The following is an 18560-nucleotide window of genomic DNA, read 5'->3' on the forward strand; positions in this document are numbered from 1 at the left end:
CGCGGAGGGATCGGCGCTACTCGATCGATCGTGGCTAATGAGAGAGGGCGCCCTCATGCGCGTCCACCGAGCGGTGGTCGGCTTAAGCGGGCTGACGCGATGAATCAGATCTCACACGGCTGAAACAGAGTCTGTCGCGCCTGCTCCCAGCTGTCCTTGTCGGGCGCGCAGATCAACCCGCCTGTCAGGTGATCGGGCCGATAGGCGCTCCCGTCGAAATGCGCGCTATAGCCGCCTGCTTCACGATGAAGCAACCAGCCGGCAGCGTGGTCCCAAGGCATCAGCTTGTTATAGAAGAGTAGATGGCAGTGTCCCGCGGCGACCATTCTGTACTCGTGCGCGGCGCATCGAAGCCAGGAACTCATCCCTAGTCTGGAGAGGTTGCCGTTGACCGTGGTTCGCAGCGGTTCGGGAAGGAAGTTGGTGCCGATGATTGCGTTCATCTCCGACACGGGTACTGCAGGTGCAACGCGGAGTTCGATGCGAGTGTGGCCATCGCCTTCAAGCCACGCACCTTCGCCGCGCACTGCCAGTGCTGTGTCGCCGCAGACGGGATCATGAATCGCAGCGAGTGCGATCTCTCCGCGGATGGTCGCCGCGACCATGATGCCGAATAGCGGCAGCCCCGACACGAAGTTCTTCGTACCGTCGATGGGATCGACAATAAAAGCGAGTTCCGCTGATGCAAGCCCTTCGAGTACGGTCGCATCGCGCGCAGCCTTTTCTTCACCGATAATCGCGGCGCCTGGAAAGAGGCGACTAAGGGACTCCGATATCGCGCGCTCCGCTGCGAGGTCTGCATCGGTCACCACATCGAAACTCGATGTCTTCTCGCGCACTTCGAGTTCACGAACTTTCCGGAACCGCGGCATCACTTCGCGCTGTGCGACATCGGCAAGCATTCCGGCAATGGTGACAGCGTCCTTGGACGAAAGCTTCATGGTCTGCTATCCGTATGGGGTTGCGCAGTCAGGCGAAAAATCCGACTGAGTGACGAGCATACTATCCCCTACTCTCACCTGTCGCCACCGTCCGCCACCAACGCACGCACTACCCCTTCGTCGCCCCAAACGTCAGCCCAGCCACGAAATGCCGCTGCATCGCAAAGAACATCATCACTGACGGTAGCGCTGCGAGTATCGACCCAGCCGACACCAGATTCCACGCAGTCACCCACTGCCCCTTGAGCGCGGCCACGCCGACCGTAATCGGTGCTGCATCGTCACCGGTCGTCAGACACAGTGCCCAGAAGTAGTCGTTCCACACGAAGGTAAACACGAGAATCGCGAGCGCCGCAAGCGCGGGCCGGATCAGCGGCAATACGATGCGAAAGAACACCGTCCATTCGTTCGCACCTTCGATGCGCGCCGCCTCGACCAGTTCGAACGGCAGTTGCTTGATGAAATTACGTAGAAACAGCGCGCAAAAGCCGGTCTGAAAAGCCACATGAAACAGAATCAACGCGCCAACCGTATTGAAGATACCCAATTCCAGCGACAGGTTACGCACCGGAATCATCAGGATCTGGATCGGCACGAAATTACCCGCGACGAACGTCGCAAACAGCGTCGTGTTGCCGCGGAACGAATAGATCGCGAGCGCAAAACCCGCCATCGAAGCGAGCACGATCGAACCCACCACCGCCGGCACCGTAATCAGAACGCTGTTCCAGAGGTAATGCAGCATCGGCGACGTGGTCAACGCGTCGCTGTAGTTGGCAATCAGCGAGAAGTGCTTCGGCCAGCCCCAGTAGTTACCCTCGACAAGCTCGTCGGATGAGCGGATCGACGTCACCATCACAGCAAGAAGCGGCAGCAGCCAGATGAAAAGCGCAACAGGTAACGACAGCTTATACAGCGTCCGGTTGACGGGCTTCCATCTGGCGATCGGTGTCGGAAACATCGCGCGCTCCTTTATGACTCGGTGCGCAGCATACGGCGCAGGTGATAGACGATGTACACCATCATGATCGCGAACAGCACTACGGCAATCGCGGCGGAATAGCCGATGCGGTAGTACTTGATCGCCTGGTCGTACATGTAATACGCGAGCACGGTCGAACTTTCGAACGGGCCGCCGCCGCTCATCACAGCGATCAGATCGAAGCTGCGCAACGCACCGATGATCGTCACGACGATCGCCATGAACGTCGTCGGCCGCAGTTGCGGCAGTACGACGTGTCGCAGCATCGCCCAGCCTTTCGCACCCTCCATCCGCGCCGCTTCGAGCTGCTCCGCGTTGAGCGTAGTCAGCCCGGTGAGGTACAGGATCATGCAATAGGCAGTTTGCGGCCACAGCGCGGCGAAGATGATGCCGAAGCTCACGTAACGCGGATCGCCTAGCACGGGTATGCCGTGGCCGAGGATCAGTTTGAGAAGACCAAACGTCGGATCGTAGAACCAGCTGAACATCAACCCGACCACGACGCCTGACAGCACGAACGGTGCGAAGAACAGCGACTTCACCACACGAATGCCACTGACCGCCTGGTTCAGATACAGCGCAACCGCGAGACCCATCGGCGGTGCGAGAAGGAACATGACGAGCCACAGCAGGTTGTTCTTGAGCGCGGTGTAGAACGTCGGCGCGTGAAACAGCTCCACGTAGTTGGCGAAACCGACAAAGGTTTTCTCCGTCATTCCGTCCCAGCTGTAAAAGCTGAGTGCAATGCTCGACAGGATCGGCCACGCCACGTAGATCGCCACCATCGCACAGGCCGGTGCGAGAAACAGGAACGCGGCGACGCGCTGCTGACGCGCCGTAGCCGACAGCTTCCTGCGACGCTTCGCGCGAGCGACCGGCGCGCGGAGGGTTTCGGACATCGTGCTCTCCTCATCGGTTATGCGGCTCGCCGATGTGGCGAGCCGCATAACGCGTCACTTCTTGTAGATGCGCTTACGCGTCGCTTCGAGCTGCGCGAGTACGTCGTCGAGCTTCGACGGATCGGAGACGAACTGCTGCATCCCCTTCATGCCTTCGTCGGCCATTTCCTTCGTCATGTCGCGATCGTAGAACTGCGCGATACCACCCGTCGTCTGCGAGAGAATCTGGAAGCCGGTTTTCGAAATCGCATCGTCCGGTTCCGGCGACTGGCTATTGGTCGGCAACGAACCCATGCCCTTCGCCAGTTGCGCGCTGATCGCAGGCGTCTCGGCAAATGCGAGGAACGTGTGCGCATCGGCCTTGTTCTTCGCCTTCGTCGGAATGTGCAGCGACTCCACCGGGCCGTCTTCAGCAGTCGGCACCTTGCTGTCGATGATCGGGAACTGGAAGAAGCCCATCTGCGGCTTGATGTTCTCCGGGAAACCCGCCGTAATGAACGTGCCCATCAGCATCATCGCCGCCTTGCCCTGGAACAGGAACGGCTGCACGGCGTCGAGATCGTAGGACAGCGAGTTGTCGATGAATATCTTGTCGTCGATCAGCTGCTTCCACGCGGTGTACACCTTCTTCACGCGTGCATCGGTGTACGGTACTTCGCCCGCCATCAGTTGCTGGTGGAACGCGTTACCGTTGATACGCAGATCAAGATAGTCGAACCAGCCGGCCAGCGTCCATGCATCGCGGCCCGCCACCGCGACAGGCACGATGCCCGCGGCCTTCAGCTTCTTGCAGGCGTCGAGAAATTCCGGCCACGTCTTCGGTTCACCGGCAATGCCCGCTTTCTGGAACAGATCCTTGCGATAGAACATGCCCCACGCGTAGTACACGGTCGGCGCGGAATACTGCTTGCCGTTGTACGTCGACGATTGTTTCGTCGATGCGTACATCGCATTCCAGTTGTTGCGGTTCCAGTCGGGCGTGAGGTCTTCGAGCAGACCGCGCTTCGCGTAATACGCCATCCGCTCGCCGTTGTGCCAGTTGATGATATCGGGCGGGGCAGTCGTGAGCCAGCCCGGCAGCTGCACCTTGTAGGCTTCCTCGTCGACGAACGAAACCTTCACGTCGATGTCGGGATGCGCCTTGTGGAACGCATCGAAGGTCTGCTGCCAGACTGCGCGCTGGCTTGCGCCCTTGAAGGCGATGTTGGCGGTGAGCGTACCGGCCTGCGCTGCGCCCGTCGCGGCAAATGCAACGGCCAGCGCAACGCCGGTCAGTGCCGTGCGAATCGAAGTTTTCATGCGCGTCTCCTCATGGATGAGTGTTGTGTACTTCGCCTGCTGTCTTCAACTGCGATAGATCGCGACGCCCTGCGGCTCGACCTTCTGCTTCCCGACGACAAAGTTGCCGGGCGCCTCGATCCGGTATGGCGCATCGCCGTAATTGAACACGTAGGTCAGCGCGCCGCGCCGGCTGATGCGCACACCGTCCGGCAGCGCCTGCGCAGGCAGCCCTGCCTGACGTGCAACGTCGCCGAGTAGCGTTCGTGTCAGCGTTTCATCGAAGGGTGCCGCCAGATAGCGAATCGACCCACGACGCACGATGGCCGGATGACCGTCGGCAAAGCGCGCATCGATCTGTACGCCTTCGCCTGTTTCCACAAAATCGCGCCAGTGGTACGCATCGCCTGTGACCGCTCCGTTGACCTTCACCGCAATGCCGGGCCGCATCGATTCGACGCGCCACACGCGAATCGGCATGATGCTCGCGAGATCGGCGCCCGGCGGCAACGTGCCGGGAATCGTCAGGCTTTCGGTCTTCGATCCGCTGCGTGGCCCAAGCACCACCTGCGCGCCGCTCGCGGCCAGCCTCGCGGCGAAGCCCGCAGGCACAACTGGCAGCGGAGGCACGACGATCATGCTGTAGCCATCAAGCGGCGCACTCAATGGAATCACATCGACGTCGAGCCCGAGGCTACGCAACGCGCTGTAGTACTCGAACGCGAAGCGTGGATAGTGAAAGTCCGCGCCCTGCGGATGAATCTCGAACAGCCACTTCGCTTCGTAATCCCAGATCAGTGCGACCTTCGCGACGACCGGCATGACGCCATCGGCCTTGAGCACCGCATCGATTTCCTGCGCGACCGTCGACGCTTCCAGCCCACCGATGTCGAGCCGGTTGTCCGGTGTGTTCAATCCTGCATGCATCTGTTCCTGCGCGAACGGCGCCTGGCGCCAGCGGAAATACGACACGCAACCGGCACCGTGCGCAAACGCTTCCCAGCTCCACAGCCGCACCATCCCCGGCAATGGCGCGGGATTCCATTGCGCCCAGTTCACCGGTCCCGGTTGCTGCTCCATCACCCAGAACGGCAGTGCCGACATGCCGCGATAGATGTCGTGATTGAACGATGCAAAATCCGGATGCCCGGTGCGCAACCACTTCGCCTTGATTTCTGGCGCGAACCACTGCTCTTCGAGCGCGCCGAGCGGATAGCTGTCCCACGCGGCGATCTCGAGGTCGGCCGCGACCTTGTAGTGATCGAACTCGGTGAAGAGCTGCATGAAGTTATGCGCAACCGGTCGACCCGGTGAGTGCGCGCGAATGATGTCGACCTGCATGCGGTTAAAACGCACGACTTCGTCGGAGGCGAAGCGTCGATAGTCGAGCCGGTGCGACGGATGCGCTTCGGTCACCGTGCCAATGGGCGGATCGATTTCTTCGAAGCTACGATATTCCATGCTCCAGAACACCGTGCCCCATGCGGTATTGAGCGCATCGATATTGCCGTAGTGCTCTCTTAGCCAGCTGCGAAAACGCGCGGCCGCAGCAGGCGAATAACTGACCACCGTATGGTGACAACCGAATTCGTTATCGGTTTGCCAGAACGCGACCGCTGGATGCCGACCATAGCGTGTAGCGACTGCCCTGCAGATCGTGCGCGCGGCTTCGAAGTACGACGGCGACGAAAAATCGTAGTGCCGCCGCGAGCCGAAGCCACGCACGCGGCCATCCGCACCGACCGGCAGGATGTCCGGGTGACGATCGATCAGCCACTTCGGCGGCGTCGCCGTCGGCGTGCACATGACAACCTTCAGGCCGGCATCGCCGAGCACGTCGACCGCACGATCGAGCCAGTCCCATTGATACTCGCCCGGCGACGGTTCGATGCGGCTCCACGCGAACTCGGCAATCCGCACGTAGTCGATACCGAGCGCTCTCATGCGCGCGGCGTCGTCCTTCCACATCGTCTCCGGCCAATGCTCCGGGTAATAACAGACTCCAAGACGCATACGGTGCGCTCCTACGCTAGTGATTGATAGCCGCCGGTGGGACGGCGAAACCGTCTTCGGTAAACAGATGGCACGATGCCGGCGGCACGTTGAATGCGACGGTTTCGCCGCTGCCGGGCGTGTGGTCGCCTGGCGCTTTGGCGATCAGCGCCGCATGCGATGTCGTGCTGTCAGGTTGATCGAGATGCAGATAGCTGTGCTCGCCGAGACGCTCGACGAGCGACACCGTGCGGCGGATCTGCTGAACGCCGTTGTGCGCGGCGGCGGGTTCGAGATGTTCGGGGCGAATGCCGAGCGTGACGTTCTGGTTTGGCTGCAGCGCGGTACCGTCGAGCAGCGTGTCGAGACGTTCGCCGGTTCCGTCGAGCGCGATCTGAACACTGCCAGCGCCGCACGAAACCACGCGAGCAGGCAGAAAATTCATTCTCGGCGAACCGATAAAGCCCGCGACGAAGCGGCTCTTAGGCCGGTGATACAACTCAAGCGGCGCACCGATCTGCGCGATGCTGCCGTACTTCGCGGTATCGGCGCCCGCATGTAGCAGCACGATCTTGTCGGCGAGCGTCATCGCTTCGATCTGATCGTGCGTGACATAGACAACGCTCGCCTTGTCGAACTGCTTATGCAGACGCGCAATCTCCACGCGCGTCTGGCCACGCAGCGTCGCATCGAGATTGGACAGCGGCTCGTCGAACAAAAACACGCCCGGGCTACGCACGATCGCGCGGCCGATCGCCACGCGTTGCCGCTGCCCGCCCGAGAGCGCCTTCGGACGCCGCTCCAGCAGCGCCTCGAGTTGCAGCACGCGCGCCGCTTCGCGAACCTTGCGATCGATCACGTCTTTCGGCGTCTTCGCGAGCGTGAGGCCGAACGCCATGTTCTCGTACACGGTCATGTGCGGAAACAGCGCATAGCTCTGAAACACCATCGCCACACCGCGCTGCGCGGCGGGCACATCGTTGACGAGCTTGCCGTCGATCAACAGATCGCCATCGGTGATGTCTTCGAGGCCGGCGATCATGCGCAGCAGCGTCGACTTGCCGCAACCCGATGGACCGAGAAATACGCAGAACTCGTGCTCGCCGATCTCGAGATCGACGTCGCGAATAACCGCCGCATGGTCGCCATATGCCTTCTGAACCGATCGTAACGAAATGCTCGCCATGCCCGACGTCTCCGTATTTTCCCTCGGAGACACATGGAAGTTAAGCGCTTAACCTCGTGCCGTAGAAAAAACGATCCGTGTCTGGATCGCTACTGTCCGGCCGTCTCCGTCGTGATGTTCTTGCTACCTTGGGACGAAATCTAACGAGGTCCACGAAATCATGCAAATACCGGGAAGTTATCCCGAAATGTGGACACCCCTGCCGAAACTTGCAGCCCGACCGCATGCTTGCGACAGTTGCGCCGACCTTGATTCGCCGGCGCATTCATCCTCACACGACCCAAAGCATCGATGACCACTCTGATGGAAGTCGCGCAACGCGCCGGCGTCACGCCGGCCACCGTATCGAATGTGCTGCGTCAGCGCGGCAAGGTCGGTGCGGCCACGCGCGAGCGTGTGCTTGAAGCGGTCGCGGCGCTCGACTATCGTCCGCATCTGACTGCACGCGCACTGGCGGAGGGCAGCACGCCGACGCTCGCGCTGATGGTCTCGAGCATCGCGAATCCGTTTTATCCGGAGTTCGCGCTCGCCGCCGAGCGCGCAGCGCGACGCAGCGGACGCTTCCTGATCGTGTGCAATACCAACGAAGACCCCGTCATGCTGCGTGCGTACCTCGATCAGATTGCGGGGACGTTGTCCGAAGGCATGCTCGTGATGAATGCGAAAGTCGATTTCGAAGTACTGCGCAAGACCCAGGCACGCGGCACACCGGTCGTGCTGTGTTTGTGGGAACGGCCGGAAACGCCGCCCGGTATTCCGTGTATCGCCGTCGATTTCGCCGCAGCCGGTGCGCTCGCCGCGCATCATCTGCTGGAGTTGGGGCATCGGCGGATCGGTGCGATTCTCGCCGGCGGACTAGATGGCGTGCAGGCGCCGCGCTATGAGGGTTTCTGCGCGACGTTGAAGTTAGAGAACGTCGCGCATCCCGATAGCGAAGTGCGCTTCACCACCGACTCCGTGCAAGGCGGTTATCAGGCTGCTGTGCAGTTGCTCGACGAACACCCGGACCTCACCGCAATCTTCGCAACCAACGACCTGCCAGCGCTCGGCGCAATGCATGCCGCTGCCGATCGCGGGCTGCGTATTCCTGAAGACATCTCGGTGATCGGCATCACTGATATTCAGCTGGCACGTGAATCGCGGCCGGGGTTGTCGACGGTTGCGGTGCCGACTGAAGCTGCTGCGACGCTCGCGGTTGAATTGCTGGAAGCGTTGATCGACGGCAAGGCCGGCGGTAACGCACCGATGCAGATTGCGCCGGTGCCTGTACTGGTTGTGCGCGCATCGACAGGCCCGGCGCGGCGGAAAAAACGTCGCCGTCAGACGGCAGAGCGTTCGCGCGGGAAGCGCTGAAGCGCGACGCTCTGTACGCTCAATCCGCCACCGGAATCCACGCCGCCTGCGCCGCATCGCTCGTGCGGAACGCCGGAAATTTCGCGCCGAGTTCGGCGATCGTGTGGATGTCGTTCTTGACGAGGTCGTCACGAGTGATCAACGCGGGCCGCACGGCGATGTGGGCGCCCGGATTCTGCCCCGCCACCAGCAGCGCCGCCGCCCGCACCGATACCGCGCCGACCACGGCTGGATTGGTCGCCGCAGTTGCAACCCACGCGCTACCCGGTGCGCGGATCGCTTCGATATCGGCGGTTGAAATATCGGCGCTGTAGATGCGGATTTTCGTCGACAGTTTGGCTTCGTCAGCGGCGAGTTTTGCGCCGCGCGCGAACTCGTCATACGGTGCGAACACGACGCGGATATCGGGGTGCGCGCGATACGCAGCCGCGGCCTGATTCGCCACCGATTGCGCAATCGGATTGTCGACCGTGCCCCAGCGCGCTTTCTCCTGCACCTTCGGATGCGCTTCCTTGAAACTACGCCATACCGCATCGCGCCGGTCCAGCGGCGCGAAACCCGCCACATAGACATAGCCCGCGGCGAATGCATCGCCGTTGTCCTTGACCGCCTGATCGAGCAGCAGCGTCGCCAGATCGCGATCGCTCTGTTCGATCTGCGGCACCTTCGGGTTGTTCAGATCGACGTCGAAAGCGACGACCTTGATACCTTTATCGAGTGCTCGCTGAACGACGTCCTTCAGCGATTCGGGCAAACCGTGATTGACGATGATCGCCGATACGCCAAGGCTGATCGCCTGCTGGATCTGCTCGCGCTGCTCCGCAGCGTCCTGGCGCCCTTCGTAAATGCGCAGATCGATGCCGAGCGCTTTGGCCTGTTTCTGCGCGCCCGCTTCATAGGCCTGGAAGAAATCGCCGGTCGACAGATAGTTGACCAGTGCGACCTTTACGCCGCCTTTGTCGAACGGCGCAGGTGCGCCTTTCAGTGGTTCGGCATTCGCAACATTCGCCGCGGTTGTTACAAGGAACGTGGCCAATACGGCTAGCGCGGCGGCGATAGGCCGCGATGCACGCACACAGCGCGCAGCATGAACAAGCGATCTCATCGAAAGTCCTTTTCTATTTTCTGGCCGCTGCGAACGGCCCGTGAAGTTCACATTCATGAACGAGTGAAGCGATAAAAATCTTCACTCGTGTGCGGCATGTGCCGCGCGATAGCTCGCGCCCGGATGCAGTCCGGTAAGCCGCGCGCCGCCGCCGTGCAATTTTTCGCGCAGTGTGCCTTCAGCATAGTCGGTCTTGTAGACACCGCGGCGCTGCAATTCCGGCACCACCAGATCGACGAAATCGCTGAACGTTTCGTGCGTCAGCGCATACGCAAGATTGAAACCGTCGACATCGGTCTCGTCGACCCACGACTGCAGTTCATCGGCGATTTCGCGCGGATCGCCCACCGACAGCGGGCCCAGCCCGCCTATGCCGCCCCACTTCGCAATCTCGCGCACGGTCCACACGCGCGTCGGGTCCGCGCTCGACAATGCCTCCACCGCCGACTGCACCGCATTGCTTTCGATATGCCGCAGCGGCTCGTCGAGCCCGTACTTCGACAGATCGATGCCGGTCCAGCCGGACATCAGCGCAAGCGCGCCTTCGTCGCTTGCATAGCGGCGATAGTCGGCGTGCTTCGCGTGCGCTTCGGCGGCGGTGTTGCCGGTGATCACCGTATGCAGGTTGAAAATCAATACGTCGTGAGGATCGCGACCGAACGACTTCACGCGTGCACGGATATCGGCGACGAAATTCTTCAAGATCGTGCGTGACGGTGCTGCTATGAAGATACATTCCGCGTGCTGTGCCGCGAAGTCCTTGCCGCGTTTCGACGCACCCGCCTGATACAGCACCGGTGTGCGCTGCGGCGACGGCTCGCACAAGTGGATGCCGGGCACGTCGAAGTAGGTGCCGCGATGCCCGATCGGATGCACCTTCGACGGCTCGGTAAACACCTGCCGTGCCGCATCGCGCACCACCGCATCGTCTTCCCACGACGATTCCCACAGCTTGTAGCAAACCTCCAGATACTCTTCGGCAAGCGCATAGCGTTCGTCGTGATTCGCCTGGCTCGGCAAGCCGACGTTGCGCGCCGCGCTGTCCAGATACGACGTGACGATGTTCCAGCCGACTCGTCCGTTGGTGAGGTGGTCGAGTGTCGACATGCGACGCGCGAACGGATAAGGATGTTCGTACGACAGCGAACACGTCACGCCAAAGCCAAGATGCTCGGTCACGTTGGCCATCGCAGAGACGAGCAGCACCGGATCGTTGACGGGCACCTGCGCGGCCTGGCGAATCGCCGCCTCGCCGTTGCCCTGGTACACATCGTAGATACCGAGTACGTCGGCGATAAACAAACCATCGAACTTGCCGCGCTCGAGCAGCTTCGCGAGGTCCGTCCAGTAGTCGAGGTGTTTGTAGCGCCACGATGTATCGCGTGGATGCGCCCACAAGCCCGGCGATTGGTGCCCGACGCAGTTCATGTCGAACGCGTTGAGGCGGATCTGTCTCGTCATCGTCGAAATCCTGGAGTAAAGCGAACGAAAATTCGGAACGAAAACGCGGCGCGTTACAACGCGCCGTGACGCGGCGGCAGCGTGTCGTTCAGATAGTAATTGCCGAGCGCGATGTACTTCCAGCGCACCGGATCGTGCAGCGTATGCGTGCGCGCGTTGCGCCAGTGGCGATCGAGGTTGTGTTCGCGCAACGTCGCCTGGGTACCGGCTAGTTCGAGCAGTCTTGTCGAAGCTTGCAGCGCGATCTCGGTTGTCGCGGCGCGCGCCTTCGCCACTGCAATCGATGCGGCCGCCACCGTACGCTCGTCGGACTGTGCGACCGCTACATCGACGCTGCGGCCTGCGCGTTCGAGCAGCGCATCCGCTGCATCGAGCTGCAGCGCAAGCTTGCCGAACAGTTCGAGCGTGAGCGGATCGTCGCTTGCGCGTTCTACCCCGCTGTCGACCCACGGTCTCGACCGCTCGCGCACGAAGCGCCGCGCGTCGGCAAACGCTGCACGTGCGATGCCGAGATCGACGGCGGCATGGATCAACTGTCCGAGCGGGCCGACCGTAGTCGGGCGTGCATCGAATGCGGTGCTGTACGGCACCACGGCTGCGGCATCGACGTACACGTTATCGAGTACCGTCGTGCCACTGCCCGTGGTGCGCTGTCCGAAGCTCGACCAGTCGTCGATGACCGACAGGCCCGGCGTGTCCGCTGCCGTGAAGGCGACGTACAGCGTGTCGTCGGCCGCTTTCGCGACCACCGGAATCCATTGCGCAAACAGCGCACCGGTCGAATAGAACTTCGTACCGTTGATCCGGAAACCGGCGCCTTCCGGTGTCAGCGTGGTTCGATAGTCGCGCACTGTCTTCGTGCCGCGTTCGGACAACGCGTTGCCAAAGCGGTCGCCCGCCAGCGCACGTTCGAAATAAAACGCCTGTTGCTCGCGTGTACCGTTCACACGCAGCACATCGAGCATGAAGAAATGGTTTTGCGGAATCTGGCCGAGTGCCGGGTCGGCAGCGGAGATGATCGCCGTGACCTCCGCGAGTGTCGCAAACGATACCTGCGCGCCGCCATATTCGCGCGGTACCGCGATGCCCCACAAACCGCTCGCCGAATACGCTTCGATTTCATCGAACGGCAAGCGACGCTCGCGATCGCGTTCGGCGGCACCTTCGGCGAACGTGGGCGCGAGCGCACGGGCAATGTCGAGTGCCTGCTGGTCGCTCTCGATACGCGTTGCGACGCGCTTGCCACGCGCCACTGAATCTGGCAATGCGCTCATGACGTCAATTCCACGGATGACGCGCCGGTTTGACGCCGTTCAGATAGTAGTTGCCGACGAGGTGATACTTCCAGCGCACCGGGTCGTGCAGCGTATGCGTGCGCGCATTGCGCCAGTGACGATCGAGGTTGTGTTCGCTCAACGTCGATTGCGTGCCGGCCAGTTCGAACAGCTTCTCGCTCGCGAGCAACGCGATCTCGGTGGTCAGCACCTTCGCTTCGCCGACCGCCACCGAAGCGCGCGCGACGTCGTCTTCGCTGACCTCGGGTTGCGCGGCAATCGCATCGAGCGTACGTGCAGCGCGTTCGAGCAACGCATCGGCCGCGTGAAGCTGGATGTGCAGATGGCCGATCTCGCGCACGGTCAACGGATCGTCGGCTGCGCGCTCCACTCCGCTATCGATCCACGGTCGCGAACGTGTGCGCACGAACGTCAGTGTGTCTTCAATCGCGGCATGTGCGATGCCTGCATCGATCGCGGCCTGGATGATCTGCGAAATCGGCCCATTCAGCGTCGGAAAATCCGACACACGATGCGCGGGAAACACATGCGAAGCGGGCACACGCACGCTATCCAGCACGACCGTGCCGCTTGCCGTGGTGCGCTGACCGAAACCCGACCAGTCGTCGATCACCGTCAACCCCGGCGTGCCCTTCGGGATGTAAGCGAGCCAACCCTTGCGATCGTCATCGAGTCCGAGCACCGGTACATAGTGCGCAAACAGCGCGCCGGTCGAATAGAACTTCGTGCCGTCCACCACATAGTCGTCGCCGTCACGCCGCACGCGGGTCTTCAAATCGAGCACGTGCTTCGTGCCCTTCTCCGAGAAACCGTTGCCGAAGCGCTTCCCACTCAGGATCTCGCCGAAGAAATAGCGTTTCTGCTCATCGGTCCCGGTCAACGAGATCACGTCGACGAGCCCATAGTGATTCTGCGGCAACTGTCCGAGCGACGGATCGGCTGCTGCAACGATCTTTACGACCTCGGTCAGCGTCACGAACGACACGCCTGCGCCGCCGTATACCTTCGGCACCGTGATCGCCCACAGCCCCGATTGCGAGAACCATTCGATTTCTTCATGCGGCAACCGACGTTCGCGATCGCGCACGGCTGCTTCCTTGGCGAGTCGCTGTGCAAGCGCGTGCGCCGCTGCTATAGCGTCGGCATCGTCTGCAATCACACGCGCCGTGTGTTGAGTATCGGCTTGCGCCGGTTGCGACAAAGCCGTTTCGTCGAGCTCGGCCATGCAAATCTCCGCTGTAGTGACTGTGCGCACAATCTATCAGCGGGCATGGCGTGCGCAAACTGAGGGTTTCGGCAATGAATATTCCTTCGGCTGGCAAGCAGATCCAGACAGCATCGAGTACTACGCCGCGGCCGTCATATCGATAGTCCGAATCGATGTTTCAGCAGCGATGTGAGTTGCATTAGAGTCGGCGAGACCGGCAGCGCCCGCTGCCTCTCTCCTTTCCCATTTTCCGGGTCCCGACGCGCACCGCGTTCGACCGTCTTTCGTTTCTTTCGACATGACACGCTCGCACATTCCCCTTGCCTCGCTTGCTGCTGCCGCTTTGTTTGTTTTTTTCACCGCCGTCGTACCGCATGCCGCCCAGGCGCAAGGCAACGATGCTGCGATCCCCTCGCTCAAAGGAAAACGCATCGGCATCACCGTGGCCGGCACCGATCACTACTGGGACCTGAAGGCATATCAAGGCGCAGTGGATGAAGTGAAACGCCTCGGCGGCACCCCGATCGCACTCGACGCAGTCCGCAACGACAACCGGCAGATCGCGCAGATCCAGACGCTGATCGCACAGAAGCCCGATGCGATCGTCGAGCAACTCGGCACCGCGTCGGTACTCGAACCGTGGCTGCAAAAAATCCGCCAAGCCGGCATCCCGCTCTTCACGATCGATACCGCATCGCCGTCGAGCCTGAACGTCACGACCTCCGACAATTTCTTTATCGGCGAGCAGCTCGCGCTGAAGCTCGTCAACGACATTCACGGCGAGGGCAATATTCTTGTCTTCAACGGTTTCTATGGCGTGCCGGTCTGTGCGATCCGCTATGACCAGTTGAAGGAAGTGCTGAAGTTCTACCCGAAGGTGCATATCCTCCAGCCCGAACTGCGCGATGTGATTCCGAACACCGTGCAGAGCGCCTATGCGCAGGTGAGCCAGTTGCTTGGCAAATACCCGAAAGGACAGATCGCCGCGATCTGGGCTGCCTGGGACGTGCCGCAGGTCGGCGCGACGCAGGCCGTGGACGCCGCCGGTCGCAGCGAGATCAAAACCTATGCGGTGGACGGTAGTCCCGATGTCGTGACGCTTGTCAAAGATCCGAAGTCGAGCGCGGCGGCAGTCGTCGCGCAGCAACCGGCGCTGATCGGCAAGACCGCCATCGATAACGTCGCACGCTATCTTGCCGGCGACCATACGCTCGCGCCGTACACGTATGTACCATCGCTGCTCGTCACCAAGGACAACGCGGGCACCGCGCAGCAGACGCTTGGTCAGCTTGGCGCGAAGTAAATGAGCAAGACGCGTCACCCGCCCGCGCTCGCCCTGCACGACATCGTCAAACACTTCGACGGTGTGCCGGCGCTGCGCGGTGCATCGCTCGAGGTCGCGCGCGGTACCGTGCACGGACTGATCGGCCAGAACGGCGCGGGCAAGTCGACGCTGATCAAGATTCTGGCGGGCATCCACACAGCGGATTCGGGCACGCTATCTATCGACGGTATCGAGCAACCGGCGGCGACGACGCATCGCGATCGTCACGCGGCGCTCGGTTTCATTCATCAGGAGCGTCTGCTTCCGCCGACCTTCACGGTCGCCGAAGCACTACTGCTCGGTGACGAACGCGCTGTCGGGCCGCGTGCCGCCGGTACACTGCGCCTGCTCGCGCCGCGTCGCATGCAGCGCGATGCGCGTGCTGCGCTGCTTGCACACTTCGGCGTCGAAATCGATCCGCGCCGGCTGATCGGCGACCTGAGCGTCGCGGAACAGCAGATCGTACAGATCACACGTGCACTGATGCGCGAGCCGCGCATTCTGGTTTTCGACGAACCGACCGCGGCGCTGGTCAGTCGTGAAGTCGACCGGTTGCTCGACACGATTCGCCGTCTGCGCGAGCGCGGCCTGACGATCCTGTACGTCTCGCACTATCTGAACGAGATCGCCGCAGTCTGCGATCGCGTCACCGTGCTGCGCGATGGTGTCGATGTCGAGCACGTCGACGCACGCACCACACCGGCCGATGCACTGGTCGCCGCGATGATCGGTACGCAGCCCTCAGCGCGTGCTGCCACCGCCACGCGTCCGCCCGGCGATGTCGTGCTGCGCGTACGCGGTCTCGCCGCACCGCAACGCTTCGACGACGTGTCATTCGACCTGCGCCGCGGCGAGATAGTCGGCGTGACGGGTTTGCTCGGTTCCGGCGGCAAGAACGTCGTACGCAGCCTGTTCGGTCTGGAACGCGGTGTGCGCGGCAGTATCGAGATCGACGGTCGCGAGGTGCGGCTGCGACGGCCACTCGATGCGGTACGTGCGGGCATCGCATTCGTTCCGGAAGATCGCCGCGCGCATGGCGTCGCACCGGCGCTGTCAGTGCGCGAAAACACGACACTTGCGAGTCTCGCGCGATTTAGCCGCTTCGGTTGGCTCGCACGGCGTCGTGAGACGCAAGCGGTGCAGCAACTGATCGAAACGCTTGCAGTGCGCGCGCCAGGCATCGAGGCGCCGGTACGCACGCTGTCGGGCGGCAACCAGCAGAAGGTCGCGCTGGCAAAGTGGCTCAGTCGCGGCTCGACGCGTGCGTCCGTCGTCTATCTGCTCGACGAGCCGACGGTTGGCGTCGACGTCGGTGCGAAGGCGGAGATCTACCGGCTGCTAGATCGGCTGGCACGCGAAGGTGCTGCGGTCCTGCTGTTTTCCAGCGATCTGCTCGAACTACTCGATATCACCGACCGCGTGCTCGTGATGGCGCGCGGCCGGCTCGTCCGCGAACTGGTCTCGCGCGAGACCGACAGCCGCCAGGTGCTCGCATGGGCCGCGGGTGCACGAACTACATCGACTGACGAGGAGCTTGCCGCATGAGCAAGGTACTCGATGCCGCGGGTACGCGCGAACGTTTGCCCGCATCCTCGATCCGTTTCGGCGATCCGCAATGGTGGTTGCGCAGCGGCGCGGCGCTCGCGTTCGCCGCGGTGTTCGCCGGTTTCGCACTAAGTTCGCCGCTGTTTCTAACGCTCGCCAATCTGGCCAATGTGTTCCAGCAGTCGGCCGTGGTCGGAATACTCGCGCTTGGCTTGACAGTCGTGCTGATCGGCGGTGGAGCGGACCCGATCCGCGGTGGGCTCGATCTGTCGATGGCAGCCAATCTTGGTTTGTGTGCCGCGGTCTATGCGGTCGCGCTGCGCGACGGTGCGAGTCCCGTTGTGGCGTTGCTGCTCACATTCGTCGCCGGCGCAAGCGTCGGCGCGCTCAATGCGTTCGCGGTGGTGGTGCTGCGGATCTACCCGCTGCTCGCCACGCTAACCACGATGAATCTCTGTGCCGGCTTCGAGCTGGTGTTGACGCAGAACACGTCGGTACCGGCGGCAAGCCCGTTGCTTGCGTTCCTGCTCGACAACGGGCCGTTCGATATTCCGGTCGTGGCTTACGCGCTCGTAGTCGTCTCGGCAGCGTTCACGGTGTTGATTCACTACACACCGTTCGGCCTGCGACTGCATGCAACCGGTGCTCATCGCGACGCTGCGCGCGCCGCTGGCCTGCGTACAAACGGTTACCTCGCGGGCAGCTATGTACTGGGCGGTCTCGCAGCGGCGCTCGCCGCCCTGGTTTCATCGTCGCTGCTGAGCGGTAGCGCACCCGGTGCCGGCGAGAACCTGCTTGCGGTCGTAGCCGCAGCGTTGCTCGGTGCGGTGTTCTCGCGGCGGCTCGTGCCGACCATTCCCGGCACGTTGCTGGCGGTCCTGTTCATCGGCATGATCGGCAACGGCTTTCAACTCGACAATGTGTCGAGCTATTGGGTCAACGGTGTCGAAGGCGCGCTGATCCTGTTCGTCGTCGCCACCACTGCGTTCGTGCGGCGGCGTCATGCCGGGAGCGATGCTCATGATTGACACACTCGCCCGTCTGCAGCGCTTCGCGCTGGTCGGCGCACTCGCCGTCGTGATCGTCTTCTTCGCGATCTATGCGCCCGGTTTCGCGCGTGTCGACAACTTCGCCGATGTGCTGCTGAACAATTTCGCGCTGCTCGCCATCGCCGCGCTCGGCATGACGCTCGCGCTGTCGCTCGGCGCGATCGATCTGTCGCTCGGCACGTCTATCGATATCGCGAGCCTGGTATTCGTGCTGCTCAGCGCGCATCACGTCAGCGTGCTGCCGGCTGCGCTCGGTGGCCTCGGCGCGGCGCTGCTGGTCGGCGCGTTCAACGGTGTGCTGATCGCACGGCTTGGTATCGCGCCGTTTCTCGCGACGCTCGGTACGCTGTTCATCGGGCAGACTGCGCAGCAACTGGCCACCGATGGCGGCCAGCCCATCTATCTGCTGAACGTCGCGCTGCCGCCGCTGTTCAGTGCGCTCGCGCACGGCACGTTCGCCGGTCTGCCGGTGCCGCTGTGGATCGTGATCGTCCTCGCACTCGCCGTGCATGTCACGCTCGCGCATTCGGTGTTCGGCCGGCAGATCGCTGCACTCGGTGCACAGCCGGGTGTCGCGCGCTATTCCGGCTTGCCGGTAGCGGCCCTCGGTGGCGCGATCTTTGTCGCGAGTGCGTTGATCTATGGTGTGGTTGGGTTGTTGCTGTCATCGACCGTGAAGGCGTATGTGCCGCAAGCGGGCAACGCGTACCTGCTGAACGCGATCGGTGCGACGTTCATCGGGACGACGCTGTCGCCGACGCGTCGTCCCGGTGTGGCGGGTACGTTACTCGGCGTGTTGCTGCTGAGCCTCGTTGCAAATGGGCTACTGCTGATTGGCTGGAATTTCTACTGGCAGCAGGTGGCTACCGGTGCGTTGATTTTCGCGGTGCTTGCAGTGAGTTTTGCGCAGCGGCATGGGCGGTACGCATGACGCCAATCGCTC

Annotated in this window: 16 protein-coding genes; 6 read left to right on the plus strand and 10 right to left on the minus strand. The window is 62.3% G+C overall.

Annotated elements, in window-relative coordinates:
* Positions 1-104 precede the first annotated feature (104 nt).
* The 6 genes from FNZ07_RS02635 to FNZ07_RS02660 all read right to left on the minus strand — a co-directional run bounded on the left by FNZ07_RS02635 (position 105) and on the right by FNZ07_RS02660 (position 7278).
* The gene (locus FNZ07_RS02635; RefSeq protein WP_091008065.1) at positions 105-941 is read right to left on the minus strand and encodes an inositol monophosphatase family protein; all 837 of its coding nucleotides are present in this window, start codon (positions 939-941) and stop codon (positions 105-107) included.
* Positions 942-1050: 109 nt separating this feature from the next.
* A complete protein-coding gene (locus tag FNZ07_RS02640) occupies positions 1051-1902 on the minus strand; it encodes a carbohydrate ABC transporter permease (protein ID WP_091008068.1) in 852 nt (283 codons plus the stop codon).
* Between the two features lie 11 nt (positions 1903-1913).
* Positions 1914-2822 carry a carbohydrate ABC transporter permease gene (locus FNZ07_RS02645; RefSeq protein ID WP_245811360.1) on the minus strand — a complete coding sequence of 303 codons (909 nt, stop codon included), beginning with the start codon at positions 2820-2822 and terminating at the stop codon, positions 1914-1916.
* Between the two features lie 54 nt (positions 2823-2876).
* Positions 2877-4121: an ABC transporter substrate-binding protein gene (locus tag FNZ07_RS02650; RefSeq protein WP_091008073.1), complete on the minus strand. Its 1245-nt coding sequence runs from the start codon at positions 4119-4121 to the stop codon at positions 2877-2879.
* A gap of 45 nt (positions 4122-4166) precedes the next feature.
* Positions 4167-6113 (minus strand): beta-galactosidase, encoded by a 1947-nt coding sequence (locus FNZ07_RS02655; protein WP_091008078.1) that lies wholly within the window; start codon positions 6111-6113, stop codon positions 4167-4169.
* 16 nt (positions 6114-6129) lie between these two features.
* Positions 6130-7278 (minus strand): ABC transporter ATP-binding protein, encoded by a 1149-nt coding sequence (locus FNZ07_RS02660; protein WP_091008081.1) that lies wholly within the window; start codon positions 7276-7278, stop codon positions 6130-6132.
* A gap of 291 nt (positions 7279-7569) precedes the next feature.
* Between FNZ07_RS02660 and FNZ07_RS02665 the strand changes: the two genes are divergently transcribed.
* The gene (locus tag FNZ07_RS02665) at positions 7570-8631 is read left to right on the plus strand and encodes a LacI family DNA-binding transcriptional regulator (RefSeq protein WP_091008084.1); all 1062 of its coding nucleotides are present in this window, start codon (positions 7570-7572) and stop codon (positions 8629-8631) included.
* 19 nt (positions 8632-8650) lie between these two features.
* Here the strand turns inward: FNZ07_RS02665 and FNZ07_RS02670 are convergent, their stop codons facing one another.
* From FNZ07_RS02670 to FNZ07_RS02685, 4 genes are all read right to left on the minus strand, one after another.
* Positions 8651-9736, minus strand: a complete 1086-nt coding sequence (locus FNZ07_RS02670) for a substrate-binding domain-containing protein (RefSeq protein WP_091008087.1) — start codon at positions 9734-9736, stop codon at positions 8651-8653.
* 81 nt (positions 9737-9817) lie between these two features.
* A complete protein-coding gene (locus FNZ07_RS02675) occupies positions 9818-11197 on the minus strand; it encodes an LLM class flavin-dependent oxidoreductase (protein WP_091008091.1) in 1380 nt (459 codons plus the stop codon).
* Between the two features lie 53 nt (positions 11198-11250).
* A complete protein-coding gene (locus FNZ07_RS02680) occupies positions 11251-12471 on the minus strand; it encodes an SfnB family sulfur acquisition oxidoreductase (RefSeq protein ID WP_091008094.1) in 1221 nt (406 codons plus the stop codon).
* Positions 12472-12475: 4 nt separating this feature from the next.
* Positions 12476-13717, minus strand: a complete 1242-nt coding sequence (locus FNZ07_RS02685; RefSeq protein ID WP_091008096.1) for an SfnB family sulfur acquisition oxidoreductase — start codon at positions 13715-13717, stop codon at positions 12476-12478.
* Here FNZ07_RS02685 and FNZ07_RS33520 point away from each other — a divergent pair.
* The 5 genes from FNZ07_RS33520 to FNZ07_RS02705 all read left to right on the plus strand — a co-directional run bounded on the left by FNZ07_RS33520 (position 13716) and on the right by FNZ07_RS02705 (position 18548).
* A complete protein-coding gene (locus FNZ07_RS33520; protein ID WP_170275655.1) occupies positions 13716-13892 on the plus strand; it encodes a hypothetical protein in 177 nt (58 codons plus the stop codon). The two genes, FNZ07_RS02685 and FNZ07_RS33520, sit on opposite strands and share 2 nt — an antisense overlap.
* Before the next feature lie 105 nt (positions 13893-13997).
* Entirely contained in the window at positions 13998-15002 is a 1005-nt protein-coding gene (locus tag FNZ07_RS02690) for a sugar ABC transporter substrate-binding protein (RefSeq protein ID WP_091008100.1), read from the plus strand.
* Positions 15003-16568 carry a sugar ABC transporter ATP-binding protein gene (locus FNZ07_RS02695; protein ID WP_091008102.1) on the plus strand — a complete coding sequence of 522 codons (1566 nt, stop codon included), beginning with the start codon at positions 15003-15005 and terminating at the stop codon, positions 16566-16568.
* On the plus strand, positions 16565-17596 hold the full coding sequence (locus tag FNZ07_RS02700; RefSeq protein ID WP_091008105.1) for an ABC transporter permease: 1032 nt from the start codon (positions 16565-16567) through the stop codon (positions 17594-17596). Before FNZ07_RS02695 ends, FNZ07_RS02700 begins: the two co-directional genes overlap by 4 nt.
* Positions 17589-18548, plus strand: a complete 960-nt coding sequence (locus FNZ07_RS02705) for an ABC transporter permease (protein WP_091008108.1) — start codon at positions 17589-17591, stop codon at positions 18546-18548. The genes FNZ07_RS02700 and FNZ07_RS02705 overlap by 8 nt, the downstream gene beginning before the upstream one ends.
* Positions 18549-18560 lie beyond the last annotated feature (12 nt).

The organism is Paraburkholderia megapolitana (assembly GCF_007556815.1).
Taxonomy (GTDB): domain Bacteria; phylum Pseudomonadota; class Gammaproteobacteria; order Burkholderiales; family Burkholderiaceae; genus Paraburkholderia; species Paraburkholderia megapolitana.

What these genes read in the sequence shown, in the direction of transcription:
- FNZ07_RS02680 (WP_091008094.1), bottom strand. Translation starts at nt 12,471, where the DNA reads ATGAGCGCATTGCCAGATTCAGTGGCGCGTGGCAAGCGCGTCGCAACG.
- FNZ07_RS02665 (WP_091008084.1), top strand. Translation starts at nt 7,570, where the DNA reads ATGACCACTCTGATGGAAGTCGCGCAACGCGCCGGCGTCACGCCGGCC.
- FNZ07_RS02675 (WP_091008091.1), bottom strand. Translation starts at nt 11,197, where the DNA reads ATGACGAGACAGATCCGCCTCAACGCGTTCGACATGAACTGCGTCGGG.
- FNZ07_RS02685 (WP_091008096.1), bottom strand. Translation starts at nt 13,717, where the DNA reads ATGGCCGAGCTCGACGAAACGGCTTTGTCGCAACCGGCGCAAGCCGAT.
- FNZ07_RS02695 (WP_091008102.1), top strand. Translation starts at nt 15,003, where the DNA reads ATGAGCAAGACGCGTCACCCGCCCGCGCTCGCCCTGCACGACATCGTC.
- FNZ07_RS02640 (WP_091008068.1), bottom strand. Translation starts at nt 1,902, where the DNA reads ATGTTTCCGACACCGATCGCCAGATGGAAGCCCGTCAACCGGACGCTG.
- FNZ07_RS02705 (WP_091008108.1), top strand. Translation starts at nt 17,589, where the DNA reads ATGATTGACACACTCGCCCGTCTGCAGCGCTTCGCGCTGGTCGGCGCA.
- FNZ07_RS02650 (WP_091008073.1), bottom strand. Translation starts at nt 4,121, where the DNA reads ATGAAAACTTCGATTCGCACGGCACTGACCGGCGTTGCGCTGGCCGTT.
- FNZ07_RS02635 (WP_091008065.1), bottom strand. Translation starts at nt 941, where the DNA reads ATGAAGCTTTCGTCCAAGGACGCTGTCACCATTGCCGGAATGCTTGCC.
- FNZ07_RS02645 (WP_245811360.1), bottom strand. Translation starts at nt 2,822, where the DNA reads ATGTCCGAAACCCTCCGCGCGCCGGTCGCTCGCGCGAAGCGTCGCAGG.
- FNZ07_RS02670 (WP_091008087.1), bottom strand. Translation starts at nt 9,736, where the DNA reads ATGAGATCGCTTGTTCATGCTGCGCGCTGTGTGCGTGCATCGCGGCCT.
- FNZ07_RS33520 (WP_170275655.1), top strand. Translation starts at nt 13,716, where the DNA reads ATGCAAATCTCCGCTGTAGTGACTGTGCGCACAATCTATCAGCGGGCA.
- FNZ07_RS02690 (WP_091008100.1), top strand. Translation starts at nt 13,998, where the DNA reads ATGACACGCTCGCACATTCCCCTTGCCTCGCTTGCTGCTGCCGCTTTG.
- FNZ07_RS02655 (WP_091008078.1), bottom strand. Translation starts at nt 6,113, where the DNA reads ATGCGTCTTGGAGTCTGTTATTACCCGGAGCATTGGCCGGAGACGATG.
- FNZ07_RS02660 (WP_091008081.1), bottom strand. Translation starts at nt 7,278, where the DNA reads ATGGCGAGCATTTCGTTACGATCGGTTCAGAAGGCATATGGCGACCAT.
- FNZ07_RS02700 (WP_091008105.1), top strand. Translation starts at nt 16,565, where the DNA reads ATGAGCAAGGTACTCGATGCCGCGGGTACGCGCGAACGTTTGCCCGCA.